Here is a 21,624-nt window from a genome sequence, read left to right as displayed (position 1 = left end):
TCCGCATCTTGCGGATAGACGCCTTTTTTTAATATCAGAAAAGGTAACACTTGGTCTCACCTTTTCTGATATTTTTTAAGGGAAAAAACGAACTAAGCCGCCAATGGGCGGCTTAGTTCGTTTCTTCCTATAGTCATATTAGCTGGCTGAACTGTAACGACGCGAAGAATCTCCCATCGTCACTTCCTTGACGAGCCCCAGCCTGTTGAATACCCGAAGATGATTATATACCGTTGAAGCATTCAAATTGCGATATTTGCCAGCAAGTGATCTTGAAATATCCTCCACCCCGGGATAGCCTTCGGCGGAGTATAAATATTCCAGAACGGCCAGACGCTGCGGGGACAAATGAATGTTTTGCTGTTCGAGCTTCTTGAGCGCTGAATTCAAATTGTTATTGGTCATGAGACTTACACCTCCATTAGTATGAGGAGCATCGAATAAATAAGAATTATTATTAATTTATAATTAATATAATATTTATTATAGAATTGTTGATAATGATTGTCAACTACAGCTCCTTCATCTCCGTCCGACATCATGATATCTTCTTAGCGAAAACTATTGTTTGATGGAAAAATGAAGTGTTACACTGGTGGAAAGCGGAGGAGGCATCAGCTATCATGAAGCAGAACAAGTATGATGATTCATCATTCTATGCAAAATACAGTCAAATGTCCCGTTCCATTGGCGGACTGGAGGCCGCAGGGGAATGGCCGGCTTTTCGCGCCATGCTGCCCGAGCTTCAGGACAAGAGAGTGCTCGATCTGGGCTGCGGGTTTGGCTGGCACAGCAGATATGCGCGCGAGCAGCATGCCCGCTCGGTAGTGGGTGTAGATCTTTCGGAGAATATGCTGGCGAAGGCAAGAGCCAGCACCAGCGATCCGGGGATCGAGTATCGGCGCATCGCGATTGAAGACATCGATTTTGCCGCGGGGGAATTCGACGTCGTGATAAGCTCGCTAGCACTCCATTACGTCGAGCGTTTCGACAACGTCTGCCGGAGGATTCATCACTGCCTTGTGCCGGGAGGAGCATTCGTGCTCTCGGTTGAACATCCGGTCTTCACTGCGCTTGCGGCGCAAGATTGGCACTACGGCCCGCAGGGCGAGAGAATGCATTGGCCTGTCGACAACTATCAGAATGAGGGACTGCGGCATGCCAGATTCCTGGACAACGATGTCGTCAAATACCATCGGACCATCGCCACTCATATCAATGCGCTGATCGACGCAGGCTTCAGTATTATGAGACTGTCCGAGCCGCAACCGACTCAAGAAATGCTGGCCCATAACCCTGCCATGCAGGATGAGACCCGCCGCCCTATCTTCCTCTTGATCGCGACTGTCAGGAACTAGCTATATTTCTTCTTCGCTCTCTTCAAAAGCAGCAGAGCTGCCGCAAATAAGAAAAAACTAACTCCCCCGTCCTCATGCGGTTAAGTCAGCTTCTCCCTTGAAACCTTATAATTCCATAAGTTCAAAAAAAGAAGGCGCCTCGGAAAGAGGCGCCTTTGTATTCCTATCTTATTCTGCATGCCGATACATAACCCGCATATAGAAACTAACCATTGCCAATAATTTCATCTATTTCACTTTTCAGCAGAAGATACCTATGAACGCTTCGCATGATCGGAACCTTGGTCAGCTTATTTTTGTCGACATACACCTTCATTTGGTCCTTGGAAAGACCTAACGTATTTCCAGCTTCCGTAAGCGTGAGCACGACCTCATTGCTTGTTGCATTGAATGTCCGCTTCACTTTCATATTATGATCTTCAAATCCATTCATGTGCCGGCAACCTCTCTACATTCATGATCAATTTGCATAGTTATTCTTATTATACCACAAATCGATGCCGTATATGAGGAAAAGCTCATCTATGCAAGCCGCTACACAATATCGAGAGGCATTTTGCGTGAAGGCGGCGGGAATTCCCGGTCCAGCCTTGCGAGATCCTCATCCGTGAGCTTTACCAGAGCCGCAGCCGCATTCTCCCGTACATGATCCTCGGTTGAGGCTTTGGGAATAGCGATTACGTGATCATGCCGGATGCACCACGCAAGCAGCAGCTGAAAGGGCTTGATGCCATGTTGGTCCGCGATGTCCCGAACCACCTCACTGCGGAGCAAGCCATCCCTCAGGGTGCCTGCTTGAGCCAGAGGGCAATAGGCCATAACCGGTATTCCGTTATTCTGCGCATGCGGCAGCAGATCAAACTCGATCCCCCGCGAGCCCAGATGATAGAGCACCTGATTCAAGGCGCACTCAGTACCGTTGTCCAGTGACAGCAGCTCCTTCATATCACGGGTGTCGAGATTGGAAACGCCCCATCGCCGGATTTTTCCGGCTTCCTTTAACCGCTCCATCCCTTCAATCGTCTCGCCAAGCGAAACATTTCCCCTCCAGTGAAGGAGATACAGATCCAATGAATCTGTTCCGAGCCTCTTGAGGCTGCTGTCGCAGCTCCTGGCGATATGCTTCAGACCGGCATGATGCGGATACACTTTGGATACCAGAAATACCTGCTCCCGGATTCCCTGAATCGCTTCACCGATCAGGGATTCAGAGCGTCCGTCCCCGTACATCTCAGCCGTATCGATCATCTTCATCCCAAGCTCCACGCCCAGTCTTAAGCTGCGGATCTCCTCTTTCCTCCGGGACGGCTGATCCCCCATATGCCAGGTTCCCTGACCGAGCTTCGGAAGCACGGTCCCGTCCTTCAGCCGCACGCCTTCCCCGGCATCGAATTTTTTCGACAAATCCCGGTCATCCCCGTTAGCCTTTGACAACATCACGCATCCCCCAATTCCTGTCGATTATCAAATGTCTCTACTTCCTGCCATAATCGGCTTTAATCTCGCCCCACTCCTTCGTCTGCCATTTGAGCACTTTATTGTCGTATTTATTGGTTTTGAGCCAGCTGACCGCCCGGTCCACCAACGTCCATATTTCCGCTGTGGATTCATCTCTCACAAGTGTGGAAGACACTTCCTTCTGCTTCACCCATTTGATCGCATTCACCGAGTCGCTGTACACGACCTTGCTGCTGCCAAGCTTCTGCAGATAAGCCAGGCCATGGACAATAGCCAGAAACTCGCCAAGGTTGTTCGTTCCCCGCTTGATGGGACCGTAGGAGAAAATAACCTCGCCTGTCTGCGTGTCCACCCCTTTATACTCCACCGGGCCGGGATTGCCGCTTGTACCGACATCTACCGAGATGCTGTTATAGTCAATCTCGCCCCCGGCATACGCCGTACGCGGAGCAGATGAGGAGCCCTTGCCGCTCCCCGCCGACTTCCCTTGGCCCCAATGCTTCTTCCAGCCGGCTTTGAAGGCCTCGTCGGCCGAAGCCTTCGTCTCGAAGGATTTGTATTTTGCATCCTCAAACTGATTGATCTGATTCTGACAATCGGTCCAGCTTGTATACACGCCCGGTTTTCTCCCAACCCAGACGACGTAAAATTTTTGTTTTGCCATCTATGTACTCCTTATGTCTCCTTGGCGGGAGACGTTTTTATCTGGTTACAGCAGAATCATTATTTTACCACAAACTTCTCGGACGAACCCGCTTCGTGCCACCCTCATCTTCGGACAGGCTCGCTAGCGTCATGACCTTTTTAAGTCCAAGCCCAGAAAAAACCGTCCCTATCCCACGCCACCTTGCCGCCGTGCAGCTTCCGGAAGGCTTTCTTCACATCCTTGGAGAGCGAGGTGTTGCCCTGCTCATTCACAAAAACATGCTCCTCGCCAAAATGGGTCCGGACATGGGTTATCGCATCCTCCTGCCGGAGACTGCCTTTGAATTTAATTTCCTCGATCATCCACTGCGCCGCTTCCTGTGCTGAATCTTCCATGCCTGATACCCTCTCCCTACGATATAATAATTTCCACCCTGCAGGCGGAAACCCTTGTTTTTCCTTGAAATCATCGTCCACGCAAAAAGCACCCGCAGAAGAGGTGCTCTTGTCACTCAAAGTTTCCCTGTTTATCCGGGTTTTCGCTACCGCTTCCAGATATCCTGATATTCCTTACGCCGCTTGAACTGGGCCAGTGCATAAGAGCAGGCGGGAACAATCATTTTATGATTTTCCCGGGCATGCTCCACGACCCGTTTGACCAGATCCTCCGCAATCTTCTGACCGCGCAGAGCTTCGGATACATAAGTATGATCGATAATATACGAATCTCCGCTTGGCACGAATGTGATTTCCGCTACGGATGCGCCATCATCCCTCACGACAAAACTATTGCCTTCCATCACTGTTTCCCTCACTTGCAATCGCCTCCGTCCTATTTGAATCCTTCCAGGTTCATGCGTATTATTACCGCAAAGGATACTACTTTACCCAAGGCAGCCGTTAACACTTCCTCATTCTAACCGTACAGGGCCTTGGCTATGGTTTTCTCGTCGACCTTGGCCCGGTTCCGGTCTGGATAACCTATTCTTTTTCCGCGGCGCTGCTTTCGAGCTCTTTCAGCAGAGCATACAGATGATCAACGGACCTCATCGTATATTCAAAACGGACCGGCTCTCCCCCGCGCAGCAGAACCAGACATGGGACGCTTGATATTTTCCAGCTGTCGCGCAGGCCGGGCGCATAATTAATATTGACCTTATGAACAGGGACGGTTGTCCCGACCGCCTGGACGATTTCCAGCATCCGTTCCGCAAGCTTGCAGGTTCCGCAAAACACCGTATGAAACAGCACCGCTTCATAGCCGCTCTTCCCGCTCAGGCGCTGCAGCAGCTCATCCTCCCGCAATTCCCCGATGGACATGTCATGGCTCCTTCCGGTCTACGTCATCCATTTTCTATATAGGCTATTATACCTCCGCAAACAAAAAGAGACATCCCCGCAGGATGCCCCTCATGCATACAAAGGAATAAAAAGAAGCCCAGCCAGCAATAGTAATTGGATGGGCTTCTGACACCGGGGCAGCACGCTTCCTGACGAAGCAGCTCCCCGACGGTCCTTAATTTCATGAACAAGGAGGACATCGCCCCCCGGGATCCATTGCGGGCAAAGGCTGCGTTCTCCATCGAGCAAACGGCACGCAGCTCCGCAAAGAGGAGTTTTACGCCACGGCAATAAGAACAATCAGCGCCACTAACGCAGGCAGCGCCTGGAAAACGAGTATGGAGCGCTTCACCGTAATGCCCCCGAATAGTCCCGCAGCAAGCACGCAAATCAGGAAGAACATTTGAATATGCCGTCCCGCCGCTTCATCCGGATAGCATAAGCCCCATATCAAGCCTGCCGCCAAAAAGCCGTTGTACAAGCCTTGATTGGTCGCAAGCTGCTTCGTATGATCCGCAACCTGCTGGGTCATCCCGAAGGTCTTGAGTCCCTTGGGCGTATTCCATAAGAACATCTCCAGATACAGGATGTAGATATGAATAAGCGCAACAAGACCTACCAGAACGGCACTGATTACTTCCTGGGTATTCATCGTGATTCATCCGCCTCATCTTACGCATTTGCTTATAGAATAACAGGAAACATAACCGGGCGCATTACATTTCTTCTTTATACCGCCTGATCCTGCAGCAGACGGTCAATGATGCTTTTGTAGGCTTCTCCCGGACGCAGCCCCACCAGCTTGTCAACCGGTTCTCCGTCGCGGAAGACAATGACTGTCGGCATGCCCATGATGCCGAAGGAAGCAGCAAGCTCCGGGGATTCCTCGCAATCGACCTTCACAATCGAAGCGGATGACCCGTAACCGGCTGCCAGCTGATCCAATATGGGCAGCAAGGTTTTGCACGGAGGGCACCAGGCCGTTCCAAATTCGATGGCCACTACCCCTTTCTTCGCCATCATTTCCTCATATTCCACTTTATTGATCGTCTGCAGACTCATGATCGATCGACACCTCCGTTATTTTCTTTGTGAATGGACGCAATCCGCTCCGCCAGATTTGAGCGGATTGCTGTGAGCTGCTTGATCTGCTCATCAATTTCTGCGAGCTTCTCCTTATAGACCGGCAGCACTTCGCGGCAAAATTCTTCTTTATTCTTCATCACACAATGCAGAAAGCCCGCAACCTGCTCCGTACTTATACCAAGCGACAGGTATAACTGAATCGTTTGCACTTGTTCGACAGCCAAGCGGCTGTATTCCCGGTACCCGTTCTGCAGTCTCGCCGGCGCCATCAGACCCTGCTGCTCATAATACCGGATGGACCTTATACTCGCCCCGGTCTCTTTCGACAGCTCGCCTATCTTCAAGGAAACACCTCCTGTATAACCTGCTGGCATCATTATAAACCCTGCCATTAATGTCAGGGTCAAACGATATTTTTTGAGAACCAGGCGCAGACCAAATTTATTTATATTTAAAAAGACACCCGCAGGGTGCCTTTTATTATGGTTTCGTATATTCATGCCGATCAATCCGAATCCTGGTCTAACGTTTCATTTAAGTAAAACCCAATACAGAGCGGTCGCGCTGCTCATCCGTTTCAACATAGGTCACATTATTCAAATAAATGATTTTGCCATCCAGCTCCAGCCAGCCGCTGGTTTGCTTCTGGATTTGAGCGAGCGTGTCATCCACATCATTCGTTCCGATCACAACTTTGTCTCCGCCGTTAAAATGGACAATAATACGGTGCGTCATTTTCTCTCCCAAAATTGTCACCTCCTTGAGCTTTCCTTAAAGCTTATTCGGCGTTTCAATCAATTTCCCCTTCCAGCCTCGATATTATACCCATAATTGGATAAAACTCTTTTGGTCACCTTATGTGATTCCAGATAAAAATAAAAGTCGGCATATAACCCGATGCAATTAAAACATTTGCATATTCACAACTAATTTATTGGACATTCACTTGAATGTTACAGCCTCAGCAGACTCGCTGTTTTCATTAGATTTCATCGCGATTTTCCACGATTTGTACAGATCCCATGCCGCCCTATTATCCAATATGGATTTGCATATATACAACCCTTCTTCTACCGATTCGCAGCGGCCTGCAAGCTGAAGTCTGACGGCGGAATTGAGCAATACTTGATTGAAAAAGGCGAGATGAGCGCCGCCCTGGAGGACCGCTTCAGCGGCCTGGAGCTGCCCGGCAGCCGTCCATTCCACGTCCGGAACAGGGGTATCAAGACCATAGGTTTCGGGATCGATGACATGAAGGTGAGCTTCCCCGTTTTCGACGAGGTAAGTGCGGGTAGGCCGCTCGATAAAGAGATCCTCGGAGCCCTCGCAGCCCTGTACAATGAGGGCCTTGCTGTAGTCGAGATGAAGCAGCAGCTTCGACATCCGCTCGAAGACCGTATTGTGGTAAACTCCATAGACCAAAAAGGGGGAGCAGGCGTAATCAACAAGCTTCTCGGCCGTATTGAGCACCGTGCGCATGCCAAGTTCTTCGCGCAGCGGACGCAGCGCCTTGAGCGGCGGGCACCACTGTTCAGCCGGCACGAACAAGATCCCGGTAAGAGAGGCTGCCTGCGTAATATGCTCACGCGACAACCCCGCGGCATCAATCCCCGCTTCGAGGAGAAGATCCTGAAGGGTTGCGCCCCATTTGGGAGGGAGAGAAGACGTGCCGTGCAGTGTGACTGGCAGACCGGCCGCAGCAAGTACGAATGCGGCAGGAAAGGTGGCGAAGAAGGTCTTCTTCCGTCCATCATAGGGACCGGCACAATCAATTCCCTGCTGGACCGGCGAGCGGTAAGCATGATTGCGGCACACGGCCACGAAGGCTTCCATTTCCTCCACGCTCTCCATCTTGATGCGCTCTGCCATGAAAAATGCGCCAATCTGCGCAGGAGTAGCCTCACGGTTCATAATCCACTCCGCTGCCTGATAAGCCTCATCATAGGTTAAATCGCGGGCTCCACGTTTTCCCCGTCCGACTTCCTTCAGCAATTTTGTGATCATAAGTAAAGCCCCCTTATTTTTGCTCCTGCAAAAGTTGATAGACCTTGACGATCGATGTCGCAACGTCGACCAATCGTTTGCGTTCATTCATGGCCTGTTTGCGCAGCAGTTCATAGGCTTCCGCCTCGGATACTTTTTTGATGTCGCACAGGATTCCCTTCGCCATGTCGATCCATTTGCGTTCCTCAAGCCTGGCCTCCAGCTGCTTGCGTTCGCTTTGCCACTGCTGCCGCTCGATGCACTGCTTGGAGCCGAAATGCAGCGCCCAGTGCAGCTCGCGCTCGCTCATGGAGGGTGTCAGAATGCCGTCAACCGGCACATCGTCCTCGCAGAAAGCCGCGGACAAAAAAGAAGTAGAAGCGCCGCACCACCAGAATATTGGCAATTTCCTGGAAGCGGACAGCTTTGGGAAACAAGCTTTGATATCTCCCAACGGGATATGCAGAACAATGGCATCGGCATCCCCCATCTGCCGCATGGCTTGTTCTTCAATGCGCGCATGCAGAATATAATAGCCGTTCGCTTCCAACACCGTATCGGGAAGAGGCTCGCCGATGGCCGTATCCAATTGATCCGGCACAACCGGCATCGCCTGGTTATTAATCAGCAGCAAAGAACGCATGCATGAATGCTCCTTTCTATGCGACACTTGACGATTATCAGCTTCTTCAAGGTTATTGTGAATATTTATAACATAACCTCGATAAGAATGTCGATAATGAATATGCGCCAATAATATATGTCAGGTATATTGACATGAAGATCAAGACCATTGTATATTTAGATTATCGACAACCTAAAATTATTCCCGGGTACAACGATGTATTCGGTTGAAGCGGCAATGAAGCCTGTCTTCGTTTTTCAAAGGAGCGTACGTATGTCCTTTGAAGCGGAGCAGGCTTTTTCTGATTTTTTAACCCTTAGACCAAGACTGAGAGGAGAGCGGCACAGATGACCACTCCAAAAAAATTAGTGCTTATCGGAAATGGAATGGCGGGAGTCCGCGCTATCGAGCATCTGCTGAAGCTTGCTCCGGAAGCCTATGAAATAACGATTTTCGGTGCAGAGCCCCATCCTAATTATAACAGGATTATGCTGTCCTCCGTACTGGCAGGCGGCGCGGATATGAAGGAAATCATTATCAACGACTGGGACTGGTACAAGGACAATCATATTCAGCTGCATACCGGCCACACGGTAACCAGGATCGACACGCAGCGCAAAAAAATAATAACGGATAAGGGCTTGGAGACGGATTATGACGCCGTTGTGGTCGCCACCGGCTCAAATCCCTTCATGCTGCCGATTCCAGGAGCAGACAAAGAAGGCGTGATCGCGTTCCGGGATATCCGCGACTGTGAAATGATGCTTGATGCTTCCAGGAAGTACAGGAAAGCCGCCGTCATCGGCGGAGGCCTGCTGGGACTGGAAGCCGCCAGAGGCCTGCTGCATCTGGGAATGGACGTATCGGTTATCCATATTCACAAATACCTGATGGAGCGGCAGCTGGATGAGCCGGCCTCGAGAATGCTGCAGCGCGAGCTGGAAGCGCAGGGAATGAAGTTTCTGCTGCACAAGCATTCGGCATCCATCACAGGCAGACGGCGGGTGAAGGAGCTGCAGTTCACGGACGGCAGCAGTGTCGACGCTGATCTGGTTGTCATGGCGGTTGGCATCCGGCCCAACATTGCCCTGGCCAAAGCCTCGGCCATTGAAATCAACCGCGGCATTGTCGTGGATGATTACATGCGGACCAATATCCCCGATGTCTATGCTCTCGGGGAATGCGCGGAGCATAGAGGCATTGCCTATGGTCTGGTTGCGCCTCTGTATGAGCAGGGAGCCGTGCTTGCCAAGCACCTGGCGGGAGTAGAAACCTCGGGATATGCAGGCTCGGTCACATCCACCAAGCTGAAGGTTTCCGGTGTCGACGTATTCTCGGCAGGCCGTTTTGCGGAGACGCCGGGAACGCGGGCGCTGCGGATACAAGATGATTTGGCCGGCACCTACAAGAAGATTGTCATTGAGGACGGCAAGCTCGTTGGCGCGGTATTGTTCGGCGACATTGCGGACGGCGCTTCATTATTCGCTTCCATAAAGAAGGGCGAGTCTGTTGCAGGCCGGGAGAAGGAGCTGCTGCTCGGTATTTCTTCGGATATGCTAGGGCAGTCGTCCGGCGGCGGAAGCAGGCTTGCGGACATGGCCGACGACGAAATCGTCTGCGGCTGCAATGGTGTATCCAAGGGAACCATCGCCGCGGCGATTCAAACAAAGGGCTGCAGCACCGTGGGCCAAATCAAAGCCTGCACCAAAGCTTCCGCTTCCTGCGGCGGCTGCAAGCCTGAGGTCGAAGGACTGCTGCATCTGTACGCAGGCGACGCTATCGGCGAGCCTGTCAAGGAAGGCATCTGCGGCTGCACCACGCTGAGCCGCGACGAGATCGTTGAGGGAATCAAAACGATGCGGCTCATGAGCGTTAAGGAAGTGATGCATGTGCTGGACTGGGATAACAAGGACGGCTGCTCCAAGTGCCGGCCGTCGCTGAACTATTATCTGGGCATGCTCTGGCCTGAGGAATATGTGGATGAGAAGGAATCCCGCTTTACCAATGAGCGTTACCACGCCAACATCCAGAAGGACGGCACGTATTCCGTTGTCCCCCGTATCTATGGAGGCGTTACTTCTCCGGCGGACTTGAAGAAAATCGCCACCGTTGCCGAGAAATATGACGTGCCTATGGTGAAGTTCACTGGCGGTCAGCGCCTGGATCTGCTGGGCGTGAAGAAAGAAGATCTCCCGAAGATCTGGGAGGAGCTGGACATGGCATCCGGCCATGCCTACGGCAAGACGCTGCGGACGGTCAAAACCTGCGTCGGCTCCACCTTCTGCCGCTTCGGCACGCAGGACGCCATCGGCATGGGCATCCGCCTGGAGAAAGCTTTTGAACGGTTGAATACGCCGGCCAAGGTGAAGCTCGCCGTATCCGGCTGCCCCCGCAACTGCGCGGAAGCGACGATCAAGGATCTCGGGGTTGTGGCCATCGACGGCGGCTGGGAGCTGTATGTCGGCGGCAACGGAGGCGTGAAGGTAAGAGCCTGCGATCTGCTCGGCACCGTGAAGACTGAGGACGAGGTCATGGAATGGACTGGCGCTTACCTGCAGTATTACCGCGAGAATGCCCAGTGGAATGAGCGGACGGCTGCCTGGCTGGAGCGTGTTGGCTTGGCGTCCATCAAGAAAGCGCTGGAGAGCAAAGAAGACCGGCTTGCGCTTGTGGAGCGCATCGAGAAGACGCTCAGCCTGACTACCGATCCCTGGAAGGAAATTGCCCGGAACGATCATCTGCGTAAAAATTTCGAGCCGATTTCCAGTGTACAGCCGGTGCAATAAAGGCCCGGCCGCTGATGCAAGCCCGAGAGCGTCAGGCTTGCTGCCGCTGACGCTCTCTTTGTACGGCCAGCTGCATGTTTGCATAACTCACATAAACATTAGGGAGGTTCATCCATGACTAAGGTGCTGATTGGCCAGGTATCGGATATTGATGAGAGAGGCTCGCGCACGATCAAGGTGGAGAATACGGAAATTGCCGTATTCAAGCTGACGGACGGCAGCGTGCTGGCTGTAGAGAACCGCTGCCCACACAAGGGCGGATTGCTGTCGGAGGGAATGGTTTGCGGCGCGGTCGTACATTGCCCTCTTCATGATTGGAAAATCGATCTGAACAGCGGATTGGTGAGCGAGCCCGATGATGGCTGCGTCACCACGTACCCGACTGAAATCGATCAAGCGAGCGGAGCCGTTTATATCACGGTTTAGGAGGACAACAGGAATGGCTTACATTAAACCCGCTGAAGTTCTCGAGGCAATGATTGATTCCGGTACAGCCAAAGCAGATTTGACTGTGATGCAAATGCTCATCCGCGGCTTTCTCGGAGGCGCCATACTGGCATTTGCCACGACATTGGCTTATACAGCTACAACTCAAACGTCACTGGGCCTTGTAGGCGCTCTGGTCTTCCCGGTTGGTTTCGTGATTATCGTGCTGCTTGGACTGGAGCTTGTGACAGGCAGCTTCGCACTCATTCCGCTATCCGTTATCGAGCGCAGGACAACCTTCCCCCGTATGCTGGCCAACTACGGCTGGGTCATCGCCGGCCATCTGATCGGGTGCGCCGTGTATGCCGCTTTGTATGGCATGTCGGCCACCAAGATGGGGACGGATATGGGCAATCCACTTGTCCAGCTAATCATTAAAACGAGTGAAACCAAGACGCTCGGCTATAAAAGCATGGGTGCTCAAGGCATGATTCTGGTGGCGGTAAAGGCGGTCCTCTGCAACTGGATGGTGACGCTCGGCGTAGTGATGGCCATGACCTCAAAGTCCACCATCGGCAAAATAGCGGCCATGTGGCTGCCTGTATTGACCTTCTTCGCGCAGGGCTTTGAGCATGCGGTGGTCAATATGTTCGTCATCCCCGCAGGGATGATGCTGGGCGCCCATGTAAGCATGACGGATTGGTGGCTATGGAACCAGATCCCGGTGCTGGTCGGCAATCTTGTGGGCGGCGTGCTGTTCACCGGCGTGCTGTTCTATCTGTCGCAAAAGCCCTTCAAGCGTTCTTCGTATTCGCCCGTATCAGCCGCCAAGCCCGAAGCGGCGGCTCAAATATCCGCCGAGAGAAGCGGCGTATAGCCGGCGTTGGGCAAAGCCGTGTTTTCCAGACCCTATCTATAAGAAGTGTTACGCTATAAAACAACAAAGTACTGAATTCCAGGCATCATCCCGGAATTTCAGCCCTCATTATACGCATCATTGCATTATGAAAAAGCACCTTCGTCTCCACGCATGAATAGTGGCACGAAAGGTGCTTTTCTTCTGTTTATTTGGAGTCGGCTCAATAAGCCTTAAATGCCCTTGACCGAACCGCCATCGATCAACAGGGAAACACCCGTCGTATACGAGGAAGCGGCGGAAGCAAGAAAAGCGACCGTCCGGCCGAACTCCTCCACCTGGCCATCCCTTCCCAGAGGGATGCCTTTATGCGCTTCCTCCGCAACCTGATCGACCGTCTTCCCCGTCTTCTTCGCCTTGTCTTCATCCAGCTCTTTGATCCGATCGGTTGCGATCCTGCCGGGCGACACGGTGTTGACCAGTATATTGTAGGGAGCAAGCTCCAGAGACAAGGTTTTGGCGAGGCCGACAATGCCTGTTCTGAATGTATTGGATAATAGCAGTCCCGGAATCGGCTGTTTGACCGAGGATGAGGCCAGATTGATGATTCTGCCGCTTTTCTGTTCCTTCATATAAGGAAGAACCTCACGGATAAAACGGATGTAGCTGAGCAAATTCAATTCAAACGACTTGTACCACTGCTCATCGGTCAGCGACTCCACACTGCCCGGAGGCGGTCCTCCTGCATTGTTAATCAGGATATCGATCCTGCCGAATCTTCGAACGGCAGCTTCAACGGTACGTGTAATATCCTCGCTTTTGGTAATGTCGCATACGAGATATTCCACCTCTCCCGCAAGTCCTGCCATTTCCTGCTTGGCCTTCTGCAACTCCGCCTCCTTGCGCCCGGTGATCATGACATGCGCCCCTTCACGCGCAAGCTCCACCGCACAAGCTTTTCCCAGCCCTTTGCTGGATGCCGCGACGAGAGCGACTTTGCCGTTTAATCCCAGATCCATCCTGATACGCCTCCTTTGAATACTCCTTATGCCAGTATGACTCCCTACATTATAGCCCTATCCGCCTCCACAAATCATTAATACCCGTATTTCGGGCTGGTCCACCATTTGTCAATACTGCTTTCTTATGTTAGAATCAACTTACTTAAAATGGAACGGAGGGTTACGTGTGATAGATTTTATCCGGATTTGGTCTTTAGGCGCAGCTGGAATTGAATAGTGCCAAAGGCTCTGCCTGTGTGCAGAGAACTCCGGATAGGTCTGTCTTTTTTCAAGGTAACCCCTATATACGGCACAAGAAAGGATCCGCCCTGTACCGCCTGCTGCGGCATACGGCTGGCCGCCTTCTTACAGCGATATACCATACGCTGGGATGATGGCAGCCCTTTGCCCGATACATTCAGAAAAGGCTGCTTGCGAGCGTTGGCTTTTTTTGAACATCGGAGAAGCAAAGGCCGGCTGATGCCGTCTTATCGGCGGCGGGAATCCCTTCCTTGTGTTGCCTTGAAAAAAACTTCATAGGTAATGGATGGCGGCATAACTGCCATTCGTGGATATAAGACATTTTTGTTTCCACGATGAGAGGTCCCCCTTTCACCCTACCCGAAGACCAGTAATCCATCAGGCGGGGAGCTTCGTCTCCCTGCGGGCTTACCGGAGTTCTCTTCCAGTTACTGAAAACACAGGCAGCTTTATGCCTGTGTTTTTATTTTGTTTTCAATTTGGAGGATGATGAAAAATGAAACGATACGAACAAGAAGCCGTCATAATCGGCATCCATTTGCAGAACCAGCCGGATTTTGCAGCGGCTATGGAAGAACTGGGCAGCCTCGCTGCCGCATGCGGGATTGAGGTGGTCGGCGAACTGAGCCAGAAGGCCGCCCGACCGAGCCCCTCCCACTATATGGGAAAGGGTAAGCTGGAGGAGCTGTCCGCTCTGCTTGCCGGGCATGAGAATGCCATCGTCATCTGCAATGATGAGCTGTCGCCCTCCCAGATTCGCAATCTGGAAGCCGCTCTGTCGCGGAGAGTACTCGACCGCACCATGCTCATCCTGGATATTTTCGCGAAACGCGCAAAAACGCGGGAAGCCCAGCTTCAGGTGGAAATCGCCCATCTGCAGTACATGCTTCCGCGCCTCAGCGGAATGCGGGAATCGCTGGGCAGGCAGGGCGGCGGCTCGGGACTCAAAAACAGAGGCTCCGGTGAAACCAAGCTGGAGCTGGACCGCCGGAGCATTGAGGACAGAATTACCGCCCTGCAGCTGGAGCTTGCGAAGCTGGTCGCCCGCCGCAAGACGCAGCGCAAGAAGCGGCAGAAGAATGAGCTTCCTGTCGTCTGTCTGGTCGGTTACACCAATACGGGCAAATCAAGCTTGATGAATGCCCTGCTGGAACGCTACAATCCGCAGTCGGATAAACTGGTGCTCTCCCAAAATATGCTGTTTGCTACACTGGAAACGTCCGTAAGGCGCATCGAGCTGCCGGATCACCGGGCTTTCCTGCTGACGGATACAGTAGGCTTCGTCAGCCGTCTTCCCCATCACCTGGTCAAAGCGTTCCGTTCTACACTCGAGGAAGTGGCCGAAGCGGATCTGCTCATTCATGTGGTGGATTATGCGAATCCTTCCTTTCCCGAACAGATTGCCGTTACAGAGGATACATTGAAGGCACTTGGTGCCGATCATATCCCTGTTATTTACGCCTACAACAAGACCGATTTGACTATCGGAGGCACTCCCTACCCCGATCAAAAGGATGCCGTGTACCTCTCCGTGAAACAAAAAAGCGGGATTGACGAGCTCATTGCGCTCATCCGCGGTCATGTGCTGACGGATTATATTCAATGCGAGGTGCTGATCCCTTTCGATCAAGGCCAGGTTGTTTCCTACTTTAATGAGCATGCCTGGGTTCAATCGACGAGCTATGAGGAAGAGGGGACGCGGCTTAAGCTGGAATGCACTACAGCCGACTTTGAGAAATATGGCAGTCCTTTCTTATCCCGATAGCAGGCTGCTTTAGAAGCATCGGCATGCCTGCACCCTGATCGATGAAACCAGAAGAACGGAGGGTTACGTGTGGTAGACCAATACTTTCGAGTTCGAACCTTGCGCGGCTAATTGAATATGCCAAAGGCTCTGCCTGTGTGCAGAGGACTCGAAAGTGGTCTGCCCTATTTTCAGGTTCTGGGGAAGAAGCATGTCCAGCCGCCATGGGCGGCGGTTGATGTTTCCTTCCCGGTACGATTAAAGGGAAGGAACCTGTACGCCCTAATAAGGCGGTACATTGCGCCTTATTAACGATACGAGCATTGACACGGAAACGATAAACTTATCGGATTTATGAATTTCATTTTTATAAATCTCTGTATTTCTGAGGGAAGAAGCTGCCCTGATGCTGTCCTCTGGCGGCTGCAGCAAGCTCTTTACTCGAATTTTAGGGAAATTTATAAGAATTGAATGCAATACATTCGATAAGGCCCGGAAAAGCTGGCATGACCAGCCTTCTTCCCGGCATTATCTTATCCGTTCTCCTCGTATAAGACCAGAATACGGCAGGCCAGGCGCTGATAGCCTTGCGCTTATTCTGCCGTCATATGACCTTTCGTTTACCGAGAACACAGGCAGCAGTCAGCCTGTGTTTTTTATTTTTTACGGTAACGGAGGATGACAATGAACAGACGAACCGAAAGGCATCCCGGAGTACTGCTGGAGAAGGCAGTCCCCAAGGCTCACGGGCAGCATTTTCTGCAGGACAAACGGGTAATTGGGGAAATGATCGCAGTGGCTCAGATAGGGGCCGGCGATACAGTGGTAGATATCGGAGCCGGAGCCGGAGCCATCACGATACAGCTGGCGGAGCAAGCCCGCAGAATTCTGGCTGTTGAGAATGACCCCCGGCTTGCACAGATCCTCCGCAGAAGATTACAGAATCACATTCATATAACGGTCATTGAGAAGGACTTCCTGCAAATGCGGCTTCCGCGGGAGCCCTATCAGGTTGTGGCGAATATCCCCTTTTTTCTCACGACCCCCATATTGAAGCTGCTGCTTGATCCGCAGAGCAGTTCCCTGCAAAGAGCCGTGCTTATTATGGATAAAGGGGCAGCCAAGGCATTAACGGCGCAGACGATCCGCCATCCGCGGGTTCTGACCTGGAGAATGTGGTATGAGATGGAGCTTGTGAGGATCGTGCCCAGAAGTTATTTCTCGCCGCCGCCAAGCGTAGACTCGGTCATCTTCAGCATTCGGCGGAAACCGGAGCCGTGTCTCCACCACCAGCATTGCGGCCGCTTTGCGGCGCTTGCGGAATATGGGCTTAAGCATCCGGAGCGGTCCATTTACGATGCGCTGACCGGCATCTTCACGCCGCCGCAACTGAAGCATCTGGCCGCGAGACTCGGCGTTGACCGCGGCATGCCCGTATGCCGGTTGAACGAGCGGCAGTGGGCGATCGTATATGATACGATGGTGAAGCATGTGCAGCGGTTTCGCTGGCCCGGTAGAAAGGGTAAAACATTGTGACCTGCTTAGTGTCTTGCCTATTCTCTTTCCAAAGTCTAGAATAACTGTAGGCAGTCCAGCTGTATGTTTTGTTCGATTACAGAGCCGTTCTTTCATGATTATGTAGGAGGAGATGCACACGATGAAATACAGAAGACTGGGCAAGACAGATTTGCGCGTATCGGTAGTTGGCGTGGGCACATGGCAGTTCGGAGGCGAATGGGGCCGTAACTATGACCAGAATGAAGCTAACTCCATTCTCGACAAAGCAGGCGAGGTCGGAATCAATCTGATCGATACCGCTGAATGCTACGGCGACCATACGTCGGAACGGTTTATTGGTCAATATCTGGCCGATCACCGGCGGGAGGACTGGATTGTCGCGACAAAATTCGGGCATCATTTCAACCGGAATTTCGACCGCGATGACAAATGGTCCGTCGGCGATGTGCTGAAGCAGCTGGAGGAGTCGCTGCGGTCGCTGCAAACCGACTATATCGACCTGTATCAATTCCATTCCGGACCGGATGACAAATTCGATAACGACGAGCTTTGGACGACCTTGGACAAGCAGGTGCAGGCAGGCAAAATCCGCCATCTTGGCATTTCTATAGGCAGCAATAAAAACATTCATCAGACCTCCCGGGCGACCGGGGTCGGATCAAGCGCCATTCAGGTTGTTTACAACCGTCTGGACCGCACGCCGGAGGAAGAAGTATTCCCTTCCTGCATCCAGCAGGATCTCGGCGTATTGGCCCGCGTCCCTCTCGCAAGCGGCTACCTGAGCGGCAAATACAAGCCGGGGGCCTCGTTTGCAGACAATGACGTGCGCAATCGGCATGATGTCGAGAATCGCGAGCGTCTGCTCCGCGAAGTGGAGGAAATCCGCAAGAATGAGGTTCCCGCCCATGTGAATATGGCATCCTGGGCTCTGGCCTGGTGCCTGGAGCATCCTGCGGTGACAACGGTTATTCCCGGCTGCAAGGATGCTGATCAGGTCATCGCCAATGCGGCTGCCGTTGACTATGTATCGGATGATCACCCGCAGGCCTGGAAAGCGTAGATCAATTTAACCTTTCCTAAATTTTGAACAAAGGACCGTCCCTTAAGCCATAAAAATGGTCAAGGGACGGTCTCTTTTTGTAGTTGCAGCATTCAAGTTGTCGGATATCTTCTCCAACTGCCAGGTACTTCAGAAAACTGATGGATTAACCATTAAAAATGCAATGCTGGATGCGATCATAGAATTATCCTGGCCGGTACCCGAGAATACTATTATGAGCAGTTGAAACGATATATGAAATAGATAAGGAGCTGCCTAGGGCTGCTCCTTTATAGCTTTGAATTCTCCTCATGAAGTTGGTTATTACAGCCGCCCGGATACTAACTGCAAAACCTCTCTAAGTTCCTGCAACCAGCTTCGCGACGGACTTCCTGGAAATCAGCTCGACCGGCAGATTGATTCTGCGGAAAGGACGGTCCTCTTCCTTCTTCTCGATGCGCTCGATCAGCAGCTGGGTCCCGAGATACCCGAATTCATAGGCTTGCTGGGCCACGACGGTCAGGAACGGGGAGATCTGCCAGAAAGGCCCGAGATCGTCAAAGCAGGCGACCGAAATATCCTCCGGCACCCGCAGGCCGCTTTCCTGAATCGCCCGAATCGCTTCGACGGCAAGCACGTTATTGCCTGCCATAATGGCTGTGGGACGCGGAGTCAAGCTGTCGAGCCAATCCATTATCCCCGACAGATCCGTCCGGGAGCCGTAGCCGAAGGCCAGATGGTAGTTTTCGTGCAAGGGAAGATCATTCAGCTTATGAGCCTCGATGTAGCCTTGATGCCGCAGGCGCGCGCTGGATATGCTGGGAGAGCCGTTAATAAGCGCGATGTGCCGGTGCCCGTTCTCGATAAAATGCTCAACAATGCGCCTGGCCCCTTCCCGGCTGTCCCCGATCACCGCATCGCTCTCGATTCCGGGTACTTCCCGGTCCAGCAGGACAAAGGGCACCTTGTGGCGCTGAAGCGTCTCCAGATGGGAGGCAGACTGGTCCCCCGCAGGCGAGAACAAGACCCCGGCGACCCGATTACCGAGAATAATCTCCAGGTACTCGCCCTCTTTCTCAATATTCTCATCGCTGTTTCCAAAAGAAAGGCGGTACCCCTTCTCCTTGGCGGCATCCTCCGCTCCTCTGGAAAGCGTCGTATAGAACGGATTGTTGATGTCCGTAATCAGCAGGAACAGCTGCCGCGTCTGCTGGAGCACAAGACCCCTCGCCATCTGATTCGGCACATAATTGAGCTCTTCCATCACCCGCTTGATCCGGGCTTTCGTCTTCTGGCTGATGCTTCCCGTATTGTTAATGACCTTGGAAACGGTCATGGCCGAGACATTGGCTTTCTTAGCTATATCATATATGGTCGTCAAGCTTCTTTACTCCTTTAAGAGGTTGTTCAAAAAATCCACTTTTAATGATGAAGCTATTTCAGGAAGCAACTCACATCGAATTTTGAATTCAGCCGAGAATTCCGGTGCCCACGCAGGTTTTGCCTACGCTGCGCTCCTCATTCTCTAGCTTCTTCCATCCTTCTCGATCCTGAAAAGCGGACTTTTCGAACTCATATTTTTACGTTAACTATTTTTATCATAACGAAGAAAAGGGTTGACAGCAAGTAAGCTTGTTGCTAATTTAAGGTTATCGGTAACCTTAACGATTTTATTCAGGAGAGGAATGGTTTAATCATGACTTTGGATCACAGATGGAAAGATGGATTCCCTAAAATAGGCATTCGCCCGACGATCGACGGAAGACGCAGAGGGGTTCGAGAATCCCTTGAGGATCAAACCATGAATTTAGCGAAAACGGTTGCAGAATTGCTCTCGTCCGAGCTCCGTTATCCAAGCGGCGAGCCGGTTGAATGTGTCATTGCCGATACCTGCATCGGTGGCGTAGCAGAAGCGGCTGCAGCTGCGGATAAATTCAAAAAGGCCGGTGTAGGGTTATCGATAACCGTTACACCATGCTGGTGTTATGGCACCGAAACGATGGATACGGACCCTTCGCTGCCCAAAGCGGTATGGGGCTTCAACGGAACGGGACGTCCGGGAGCCGTCTATCTGGCAGCTGTATTGTCCGCCCATGCGCAGAAGGGCCTCCCCGCTTTCGGCATTTACGGGAAAGACGTTCAGGACGAAGGCGATTCGGTCATTCCGGAAGACGTGAAGGAAAAATTGATTCGTTTTGCCAAAGCGGGACTTACCGTCGCGAATATCCGCGGAAAATCCTATCTGTCCATGGGCTCGGTATCGATGGGCATCGCCGGCTCCATTGTCGATGACCGCTTCTTCCAGGAATACCTTGGCATGAGAAACGAATATATTGACATGACGGAATTCGTGCGCCGCATCAATGAAGAGATCTATGATAAAGAGGAATTTGCGAAAGCGCTTGCCTGGACCAAAGAGAACTGTATTGAAGGCCCGGACAACAACCCTGAGGCCATCCGCACCTCGCGCGAGCAGAAGGATCAGGACTGGGAAACAGTCGTCAAAATGACGATTATCGCAAGAGACCTGATGATCGGCAATCCGAAGCTTGCAGAGCTTGGCTTTGGCGAGGAAGCCAATGGACATAATGCCCTTGTCTCCGGATTCCAGGGCCAGCGTCAATGGACCGACCATTTCCCTAACGGCGACTTCCTGGAAGCGATCCTGAACAGCTCCTTCGACTGGAACGGCATCCGCTCGCCATTTATGGTCGCTACGGAGAACGACAGCCTGAACGGCGTCAATATGCTGTTTGGCTATCTGCTCACCAATACGGCGCAAATTTTTGCGGATGTCCGCACCTATTGGAGTCCGGACGCCGTCAAACGCGTAACCGGCCATGCTCTGGATGGCAAAGCCGCTGGCGGTCTGCTTCACCTGATCAACTCGGGTTCTGCTACGCTTGATGGAACCGGGGAGCAGCAGCGGGACGGCCAGCCTGTCATGAAGCCGCACTGGGAAATCAGCGAGGAAGAAGCGCAGAAGTGTCTGGACGCTACATCCTGGCGGCCGGCGTCGGTTGAATATTTCCGCGGAGGCGGGTATTCCAGCGACTTCCTGACGCGCGGCGGCATGCCGATGACGATGTCGCGGCTTAATCTGGTCAAAGGCCTCGGACCTGTACTGCAAATCGCGGAAGGCTATTCCGTCGATCTGCCTGAAGATGTTCACAAAACGTTGGATGACCGTACAGACCCGACCTGGCCGACCACCTGGTTTGCGCCGAACCTGACCGGCGAGGGCGCGTTCACCAGCGTTTATTCCGTAATGGATCATTGGGGAGCGAACCATGGATCGATCTCGTACGGCCACATCGGCGCCGACCTGCTGACGCTTGCTTCGATGCTGCGTATCCCGGTCAGCATGCACAATGTATCGGGGGATCAGATTTTCCGTCCTCGTACATGGGGCATGTTCGGCACCGAAAGTGTGGAAAGCGCCGATTTCAGAGCGTGTGCAACTTTTGGACCGCTTTATAAATAAGCACGGATAGGGG

At 52.4% G+C, this 21,624-nt stretch carries 24 protein-coding genes; 8 read left to right on the top strand and 16 right to left on the bottom strand.

Annotation, left to right across the window (positions count from 1 at the left end; translation table 11 throughout):
- Positions 1–138: 138 nt before the first annotated feature.
- The gene (locus tag AC0YNV_RS29320; protein ID WP_475771183.1) at positions 139–405 is read right to left on the bottom strand and encodes a Fur family transcriptional regulator; all 267 of its coding nucleotides are present in this window, start codon (positions 403–405) and stop codon (positions 139–141) included.
- A 218-nt stretch (positions 406–623) separates the two neighbouring features.
- Between AC0YNV_RS29320 and AC0YNV_RS29315 the strand changes: the two genes are divergently transcribed.
- Entirely contained in the window at positions 624–1,358 is a 735-nt protein-coding gene (locus AC0YNV_RS29315; protein WP_475771182.1) for a class I SAM-dependent methyltransferase, read from the top strand.
- Positions 1,359–1,563: 205 nt separating this feature from the next.
- Here AC0YNV_RS29315 and AC0YNV_RS29310 read toward each other — a convergent pair whose 3' ends face one another.
- The 12 genes from AC0YNV_RS29310 to AC0YNV_RS29255 all read right to left on the bottom strand — a co-directional run bounded on the left by AC0YNV_RS29310 (position 1,564) and on the right by AC0YNV_RS29255 (position 8,514).
- Positions 1,564–1,791 carry a DNA-binding protein gene (locus AC0YNV_RS29310; RefSeq protein WP_210044998.1) on the bottom strand — a complete coding sequence of 76 codons (228 nt, stop codon included), beginning with the start codon at positions 1,789–1,791 and terminating at the stop codon, positions 1,564–1,566.
- 101 nt (positions 1,792–1,892) lie between these two features.
- On the bottom strand, positions 1,893–2,795 hold the full coding sequence (locus AC0YNV_RS29305) for an aldo/keto reductase (protein WP_475771181.1): 903 nt from the start codon (positions 2,793–2,795) through the stop codon (positions 1,893–1,895).
- A 37-nt stretch (positions 2,796–2,832) separates the two neighbouring features.
- Positions 2,833–3,480, bottom strand: a complete 648-nt coding sequence (gene rnhA, locus AC0YNV_RS29300; protein WP_475771180.1) for a ribonuclease H — start codon at positions 3,478–3,480, stop codon at positions 2,833–2,835.
- Between the two features lie 140 nt (positions 3,481–3,620).
- Entirely contained in the window at positions 3,621–3,857 is a 237-nt protein-coding gene (locus AC0YNV_RS29295) for a DUF6953 family protein (RefSeq protein WP_475771179.1), read from the bottom strand.
- A gap of 146 nt (positions 3,858–4,003) precedes the next feature.
- A complete protein-coding gene (locus AC0YNV_RS29290; protein ID WP_475771178.1) occupies positions 4,004–4,276 on the bottom strand; it encodes a GNAT family N-acetyltransferase in 273 nt (90 codons plus the stop codon).
- Positions 4,277–4,442: 166 nt separating this feature from the next.
- Positions 4,443–4,781: a thioredoxin family protein gene (locus AC0YNV_RS29285; RefSeq protein WP_475771177.1), complete on the bottom strand. Its 339-nt coding sequence runs from the start codon at positions 4,779–4,781 to the stop codon at positions 4,443–4,445.
- Positions 4,782–5,079: 298 nt separating this feature from the next.
- Positions 5,080–5,454, bottom strand: a complete 375-nt coding sequence (locus AC0YNV_RS29280; protein WP_210045004.1) for a DUF1304 domain-containing protein — start codon at positions 5,452–5,454, stop codon at positions 5,080–5,082.
- Positions 5,455–5,531: 77 nt separating this feature from the next.
- Complete coding sequence (locus tag AC0YNV_RS29275) at positions 5,532–5,864, bottom strand: thioredoxin family protein (protein WP_475771176.1); 333 nt, start codon at positions 5,862–5,864, stop codon at positions 5,532–5,534.
- Positions 5,861–6,232: a MerR family transcriptional regulator gene (locus AC0YNV_RS29270; RefSeq protein WP_475771175.1), complete on the bottom strand. Its 372-nt coding sequence runs from the start codon at positions 6,230–6,232 to the stop codon at positions 5,861–5,863. The genes AC0YNV_RS29275 and AC0YNV_RS29270 overlap by 4 nt, the downstream gene beginning before the upstream one ends.
- Positions 6,233–6,422: 190 nt before the next feature.
- Positions 6,423–6,635: a hypothetical protein gene (locus tag AC0YNV_RS29265; protein ID WP_210045007.1), complete on the bottom strand. Its 213-nt coding sequence runs from the start codon at positions 6,633–6,635 to the stop codon at positions 6,423–6,425.
- A gap of 195 nt (positions 6,636–6,830) precedes the next feature.
- A complete protein-coding gene (locus AC0YNV_RS29260; protein WP_475771174.1) occupies positions 6,831–7,892 on the bottom strand; it encodes an anthranilate phosphoribosyltransferase in 1,062 nt (353 codons plus the stop codon).
- Between the two features lie 13 nt (positions 7,893–7,905).
- Complete coding sequence (locus AC0YNV_RS29255) at positions 7,906–8,514, bottom strand: ANTAR domain-containing response regulator (protein ID WP_475771173.1); 609 nt, start codon at positions 8,512–8,514, stop codon at positions 7,906–7,908.
- Positions 8,515–8,843: 329 nt separating this feature from the next.
- Here AC0YNV_RS29255 and nirB point away from each other — a divergent pair, with 329 nt between their 5' ends.
- From nirB to AC0YNV_RS29240, 3 genes are all read left to right on the top strand, one after another.
- Positions 8,844–11,282 (top strand): nitrite reductase large subunit NirB, encoded by a 2,439-nt coding sequence (gene nirB / locus AC0YNV_RS29250; protein WP_475771172.1) that lies wholly within the window; start codon positions 8,844–8,846, stop codon positions 11,280–11,282.
- Between the two features lie 114 nt (positions 11,283–11,396).
- The gene (nirD, locus tag AC0YNV_RS29245) at positions 11,397–11,708 is read left to right on the top strand and encodes a nitrite reductase small subunit NirD (protein ID WP_475771171.1); all 312 of its coding nucleotides are present in this window, start codon (positions 11,397–11,399) and stop codon (positions 11,706–11,708) included.
- A gap of 13 nt (positions 11,709–11,721) precedes the next feature.
- The gene (locus AC0YNV_RS29240) at positions 11,722–12,585 is read left to right on the top strand and encodes a formate/nitrite transporter family protein (protein ID WP_475771170.1); all 864 of its coding nucleotides are present in this window, start codon (positions 11,722–11,724) and stop codon (positions 12,583–12,585) included.
- Between the two features lie 212 nt (positions 12,586–12,797).
- On the opposite strand, the gene AC0YNV_RS29235 is transcribed toward AC0YNV_RS29240, so the two are convergent.
- Complete coding sequence (locus AC0YNV_RS29235; protein ID WP_475771169.1) at positions 12,798–13,583, bottom strand: SDR family oxidoreductase; 786 nt, start codon at positions 13,581–13,583, stop codon at positions 12,798–12,800.
- Positions 13,584–13,983: 400 nt separating this feature from the next.
- Positions 13,984–14,160 carry a hypothetical protein gene (locus tag AC0YNV_RS29230; RefSeq protein ID WP_475771168.1) on the bottom strand — a complete coding sequence of 59 codons (177 nt, stop codon included), beginning with the start codon at positions 14,158–14,160 and terminating at the stop codon, positions 13,984–13,986.
- A 162-nt stretch (positions 14,161–14,322) separates the two neighbouring features.
- Between AC0YNV_RS29230 and hflX the strand changes: the two genes are divergently transcribed.
- From hflX to AC0YNV_RS29215, 3 genes are all read left to right on the top strand, one after another.
- Positions 14,323–15,591, top strand: coding sequence for a GTPase HflX (hflX, locus tag AC0YNV_RS29225; protein ID WP_475771167.1), 1,269 nt, complete (start codon positions 14,323–14,325; stop codon positions 15,589–15,591).
- Positions 15,592–16,254: 663 nt separating this feature from the next.
- Entirely contained in the window at positions 16,255–17,106 is an 852-nt protein-coding gene (gene erm, locus AC0YNV_RS29220) for a 23S ribosomal RNA methyltransferase Erm (protein ID WP_475771166.1), read from the top strand.
- Between the two features lie 121 nt (positions 17,107–17,227).
- On the top strand, positions 17,228–18,148 hold the full coding sequence (locus tag AC0YNV_RS29215; RefSeq protein ID WP_475771165.1) for an aldo/keto reductase: 921 nt from the start codon (positions 17,228–17,230) through the stop codon (positions 18,146–18,148).
- Positions 18,149–18,485: 337 nt separating this feature from the next.
- Here the strand turns inward: AC0YNV_RS29215 and AC0YNV_RS29210 are convergent, their stop codons facing one another.
- The gene (locus AC0YNV_RS29210) at positions 18,486–19,508 is read right to left on the bottom strand and encodes a LacI family DNA-binding transcriptional regulator (protein ID WP_475771164.1); all 1,023 of its coding nucleotides are present in this window, start codon (positions 19,506–19,508) and stop codon (positions 18,486–18,488) included.
- Positions 19,509–19,823: 315 nt separating this feature from the next.
- On the opposite strand from AC0YNV_RS29210, the gene AC0YNV_RS29205 reads away from it, so the two are divergent.
- Positions 19,824–21,611, top strand: a complete 1,788-nt coding sequence (locus AC0YNV_RS29205) for an L-fucose isomerase (protein ID WP_475771163.1) — start codon at positions 19,824–19,826, stop codon at positions 21,609–21,611.
- The last annotated feature ends 13 nt before the right edge of the window (positions 21,612–21,624 follow it).

The organism is Paenibacillus sp. JT31N11 (assembly GCF_056269285.1).
This window is presented reverse-complemented; position numbering and strand designations above follow the sequence as displayed.

What these genes read in the sequence shown, in the direction of transcription:
- nirB (WP_475771172.1), top strand. Translation starts at nt 8,844, where the DNA reads ATGACCACTCCAAAAAAATTAGTGCTTATCGGAAATGGAATGGCGGGA.
- AC0YNV_RS29255 (WP_475771173.1), bottom strand. Translation starts at nt 8,514, where the DNA reads ATGCGTTCTTTGCTGCTGATTAATAACCAGGCGATGCCGGTTGTGCCG.
- AC0YNV_RS29215 (WP_475771165.1), top strand. Translation starts at nt 17,228, where the DNA reads ATGAAATACAGAAGACTGGGCAAGACAGATTTGCGCGTATCGGTAGTT.
- AC0YNV_RS29260 (WP_475771174.1), bottom strand. Translation starts at nt 7,892, where the DNA reads ATGATCACAAAATTGCTGAAGGAAGTCGGACGGGGAAAACGTGGAGCC.
- rnhA (WP_475771180.1), bottom strand. Translation starts at nt 3,480, where the DNA reads ATGGCAAAACAAAAATTTTACGTCGTCTGGGTTGGGAGAAAACCGGGC.
- AC0YNV_RS29310 (WP_210044998.1), bottom strand. Translation starts at nt 1,791, where the DNA reads ATGAATGGATTTGAAGATCATAATATGAAAGTGAAGCGGACATTCAAT.
- AC0YNV_RS29275 (WP_475771176.1), bottom strand. Translation starts at nt 5,864, where the DNA reads ATGAGTCTGCAGACGATCAATAAAGTGGAATATGAGGAAATGATGGCG.
- AC0YNV_RS29205 (WP_475771163.1), top strand. Translation starts at nt 19,824, where the DNA reads ATGACTTTGGATCACAGATGGAAAGATGGATTCCCTAAAATAGGCATT.
- nirD (WP_475771171.1), top strand. Translation starts at nt 11,397, where the DNA reads ATGACTAAGGTGCTGATTGGCCAGGTATCGGATATTGATGAGAGAGGC.
- erm (WP_475771166.1), top strand. Translation starts at nt 16,255, where the DNA reads ATGAACAGACGAACCGAAAGGCATCCCGGAGTACTGCTGGAGAAGGCA.
- AC0YNV_RS29285 (WP_475771177.1), bottom strand. Translation starts at nt 4,781, where the DNA reads ATGTCCATCGGGGAATTGCGGGAGGATGAGCTGCTGCAGCGCCTGAGC.
- AC0YNV_RS29280 (WP_210045004.1), bottom strand. Translation starts at nt 5,454, where the DNA reads ATGAATACCCAGGAAGTAATCAGTGCCGTTCTGGTAGGTCTTGTTGCG.
- AC0YNV_RS29315 (WP_475771182.1), top strand. Translation starts at nt 624, where the DNA reads ATGAAGCAGAACAAGTATGATGATTCATCATTCTATGCAAAATACAGT.
- AC0YNV_RS29295 (WP_475771179.1), bottom strand. Translation starts at nt 3,857, where the DNA reads ATGGAAGATTCAGCACAGGAAGCGGCGCAGTGGATGATCGAGGAAATT.
- AC0YNV_RS29305 (WP_475771181.1), bottom strand. Translation starts at nt 2,795, where the DNA reads ATGTTGTCAAAGGCTAACGGGGATGACCGGGATTTGTCGAAAAAATTC.
- AC0YNV_RS29235 (WP_475771169.1), bottom strand. Translation starts at nt 13,583, where the DNA reads ATGGATCTGGGATTAAACGGCAAAGTCGCTCTCGTCGCGGCATCCAGC.
- AC0YNV_RS29320 (WP_475771183.1), bottom strand. Translation starts at nt 405, where the DNA reads ATGACCAATAACAATTTGAATTCAGCGCTCAAGAAGCTCGAACAGCAA.
- AC0YNV_RS29240 (WP_475771170.1), top strand. Translation starts at nt 11,722, where the DNA reads ATGGCTTACATTAAACCCGCTGAAGTTCTCGAGGCAATGATTGATTCC.
- hflX (WP_475771167.1), top strand. Translation starts at nt 14,323, where the DNA reads ATGAAACGATACGAACAAGAAGCCGTCATAATCGGCATCCATTTGCAG.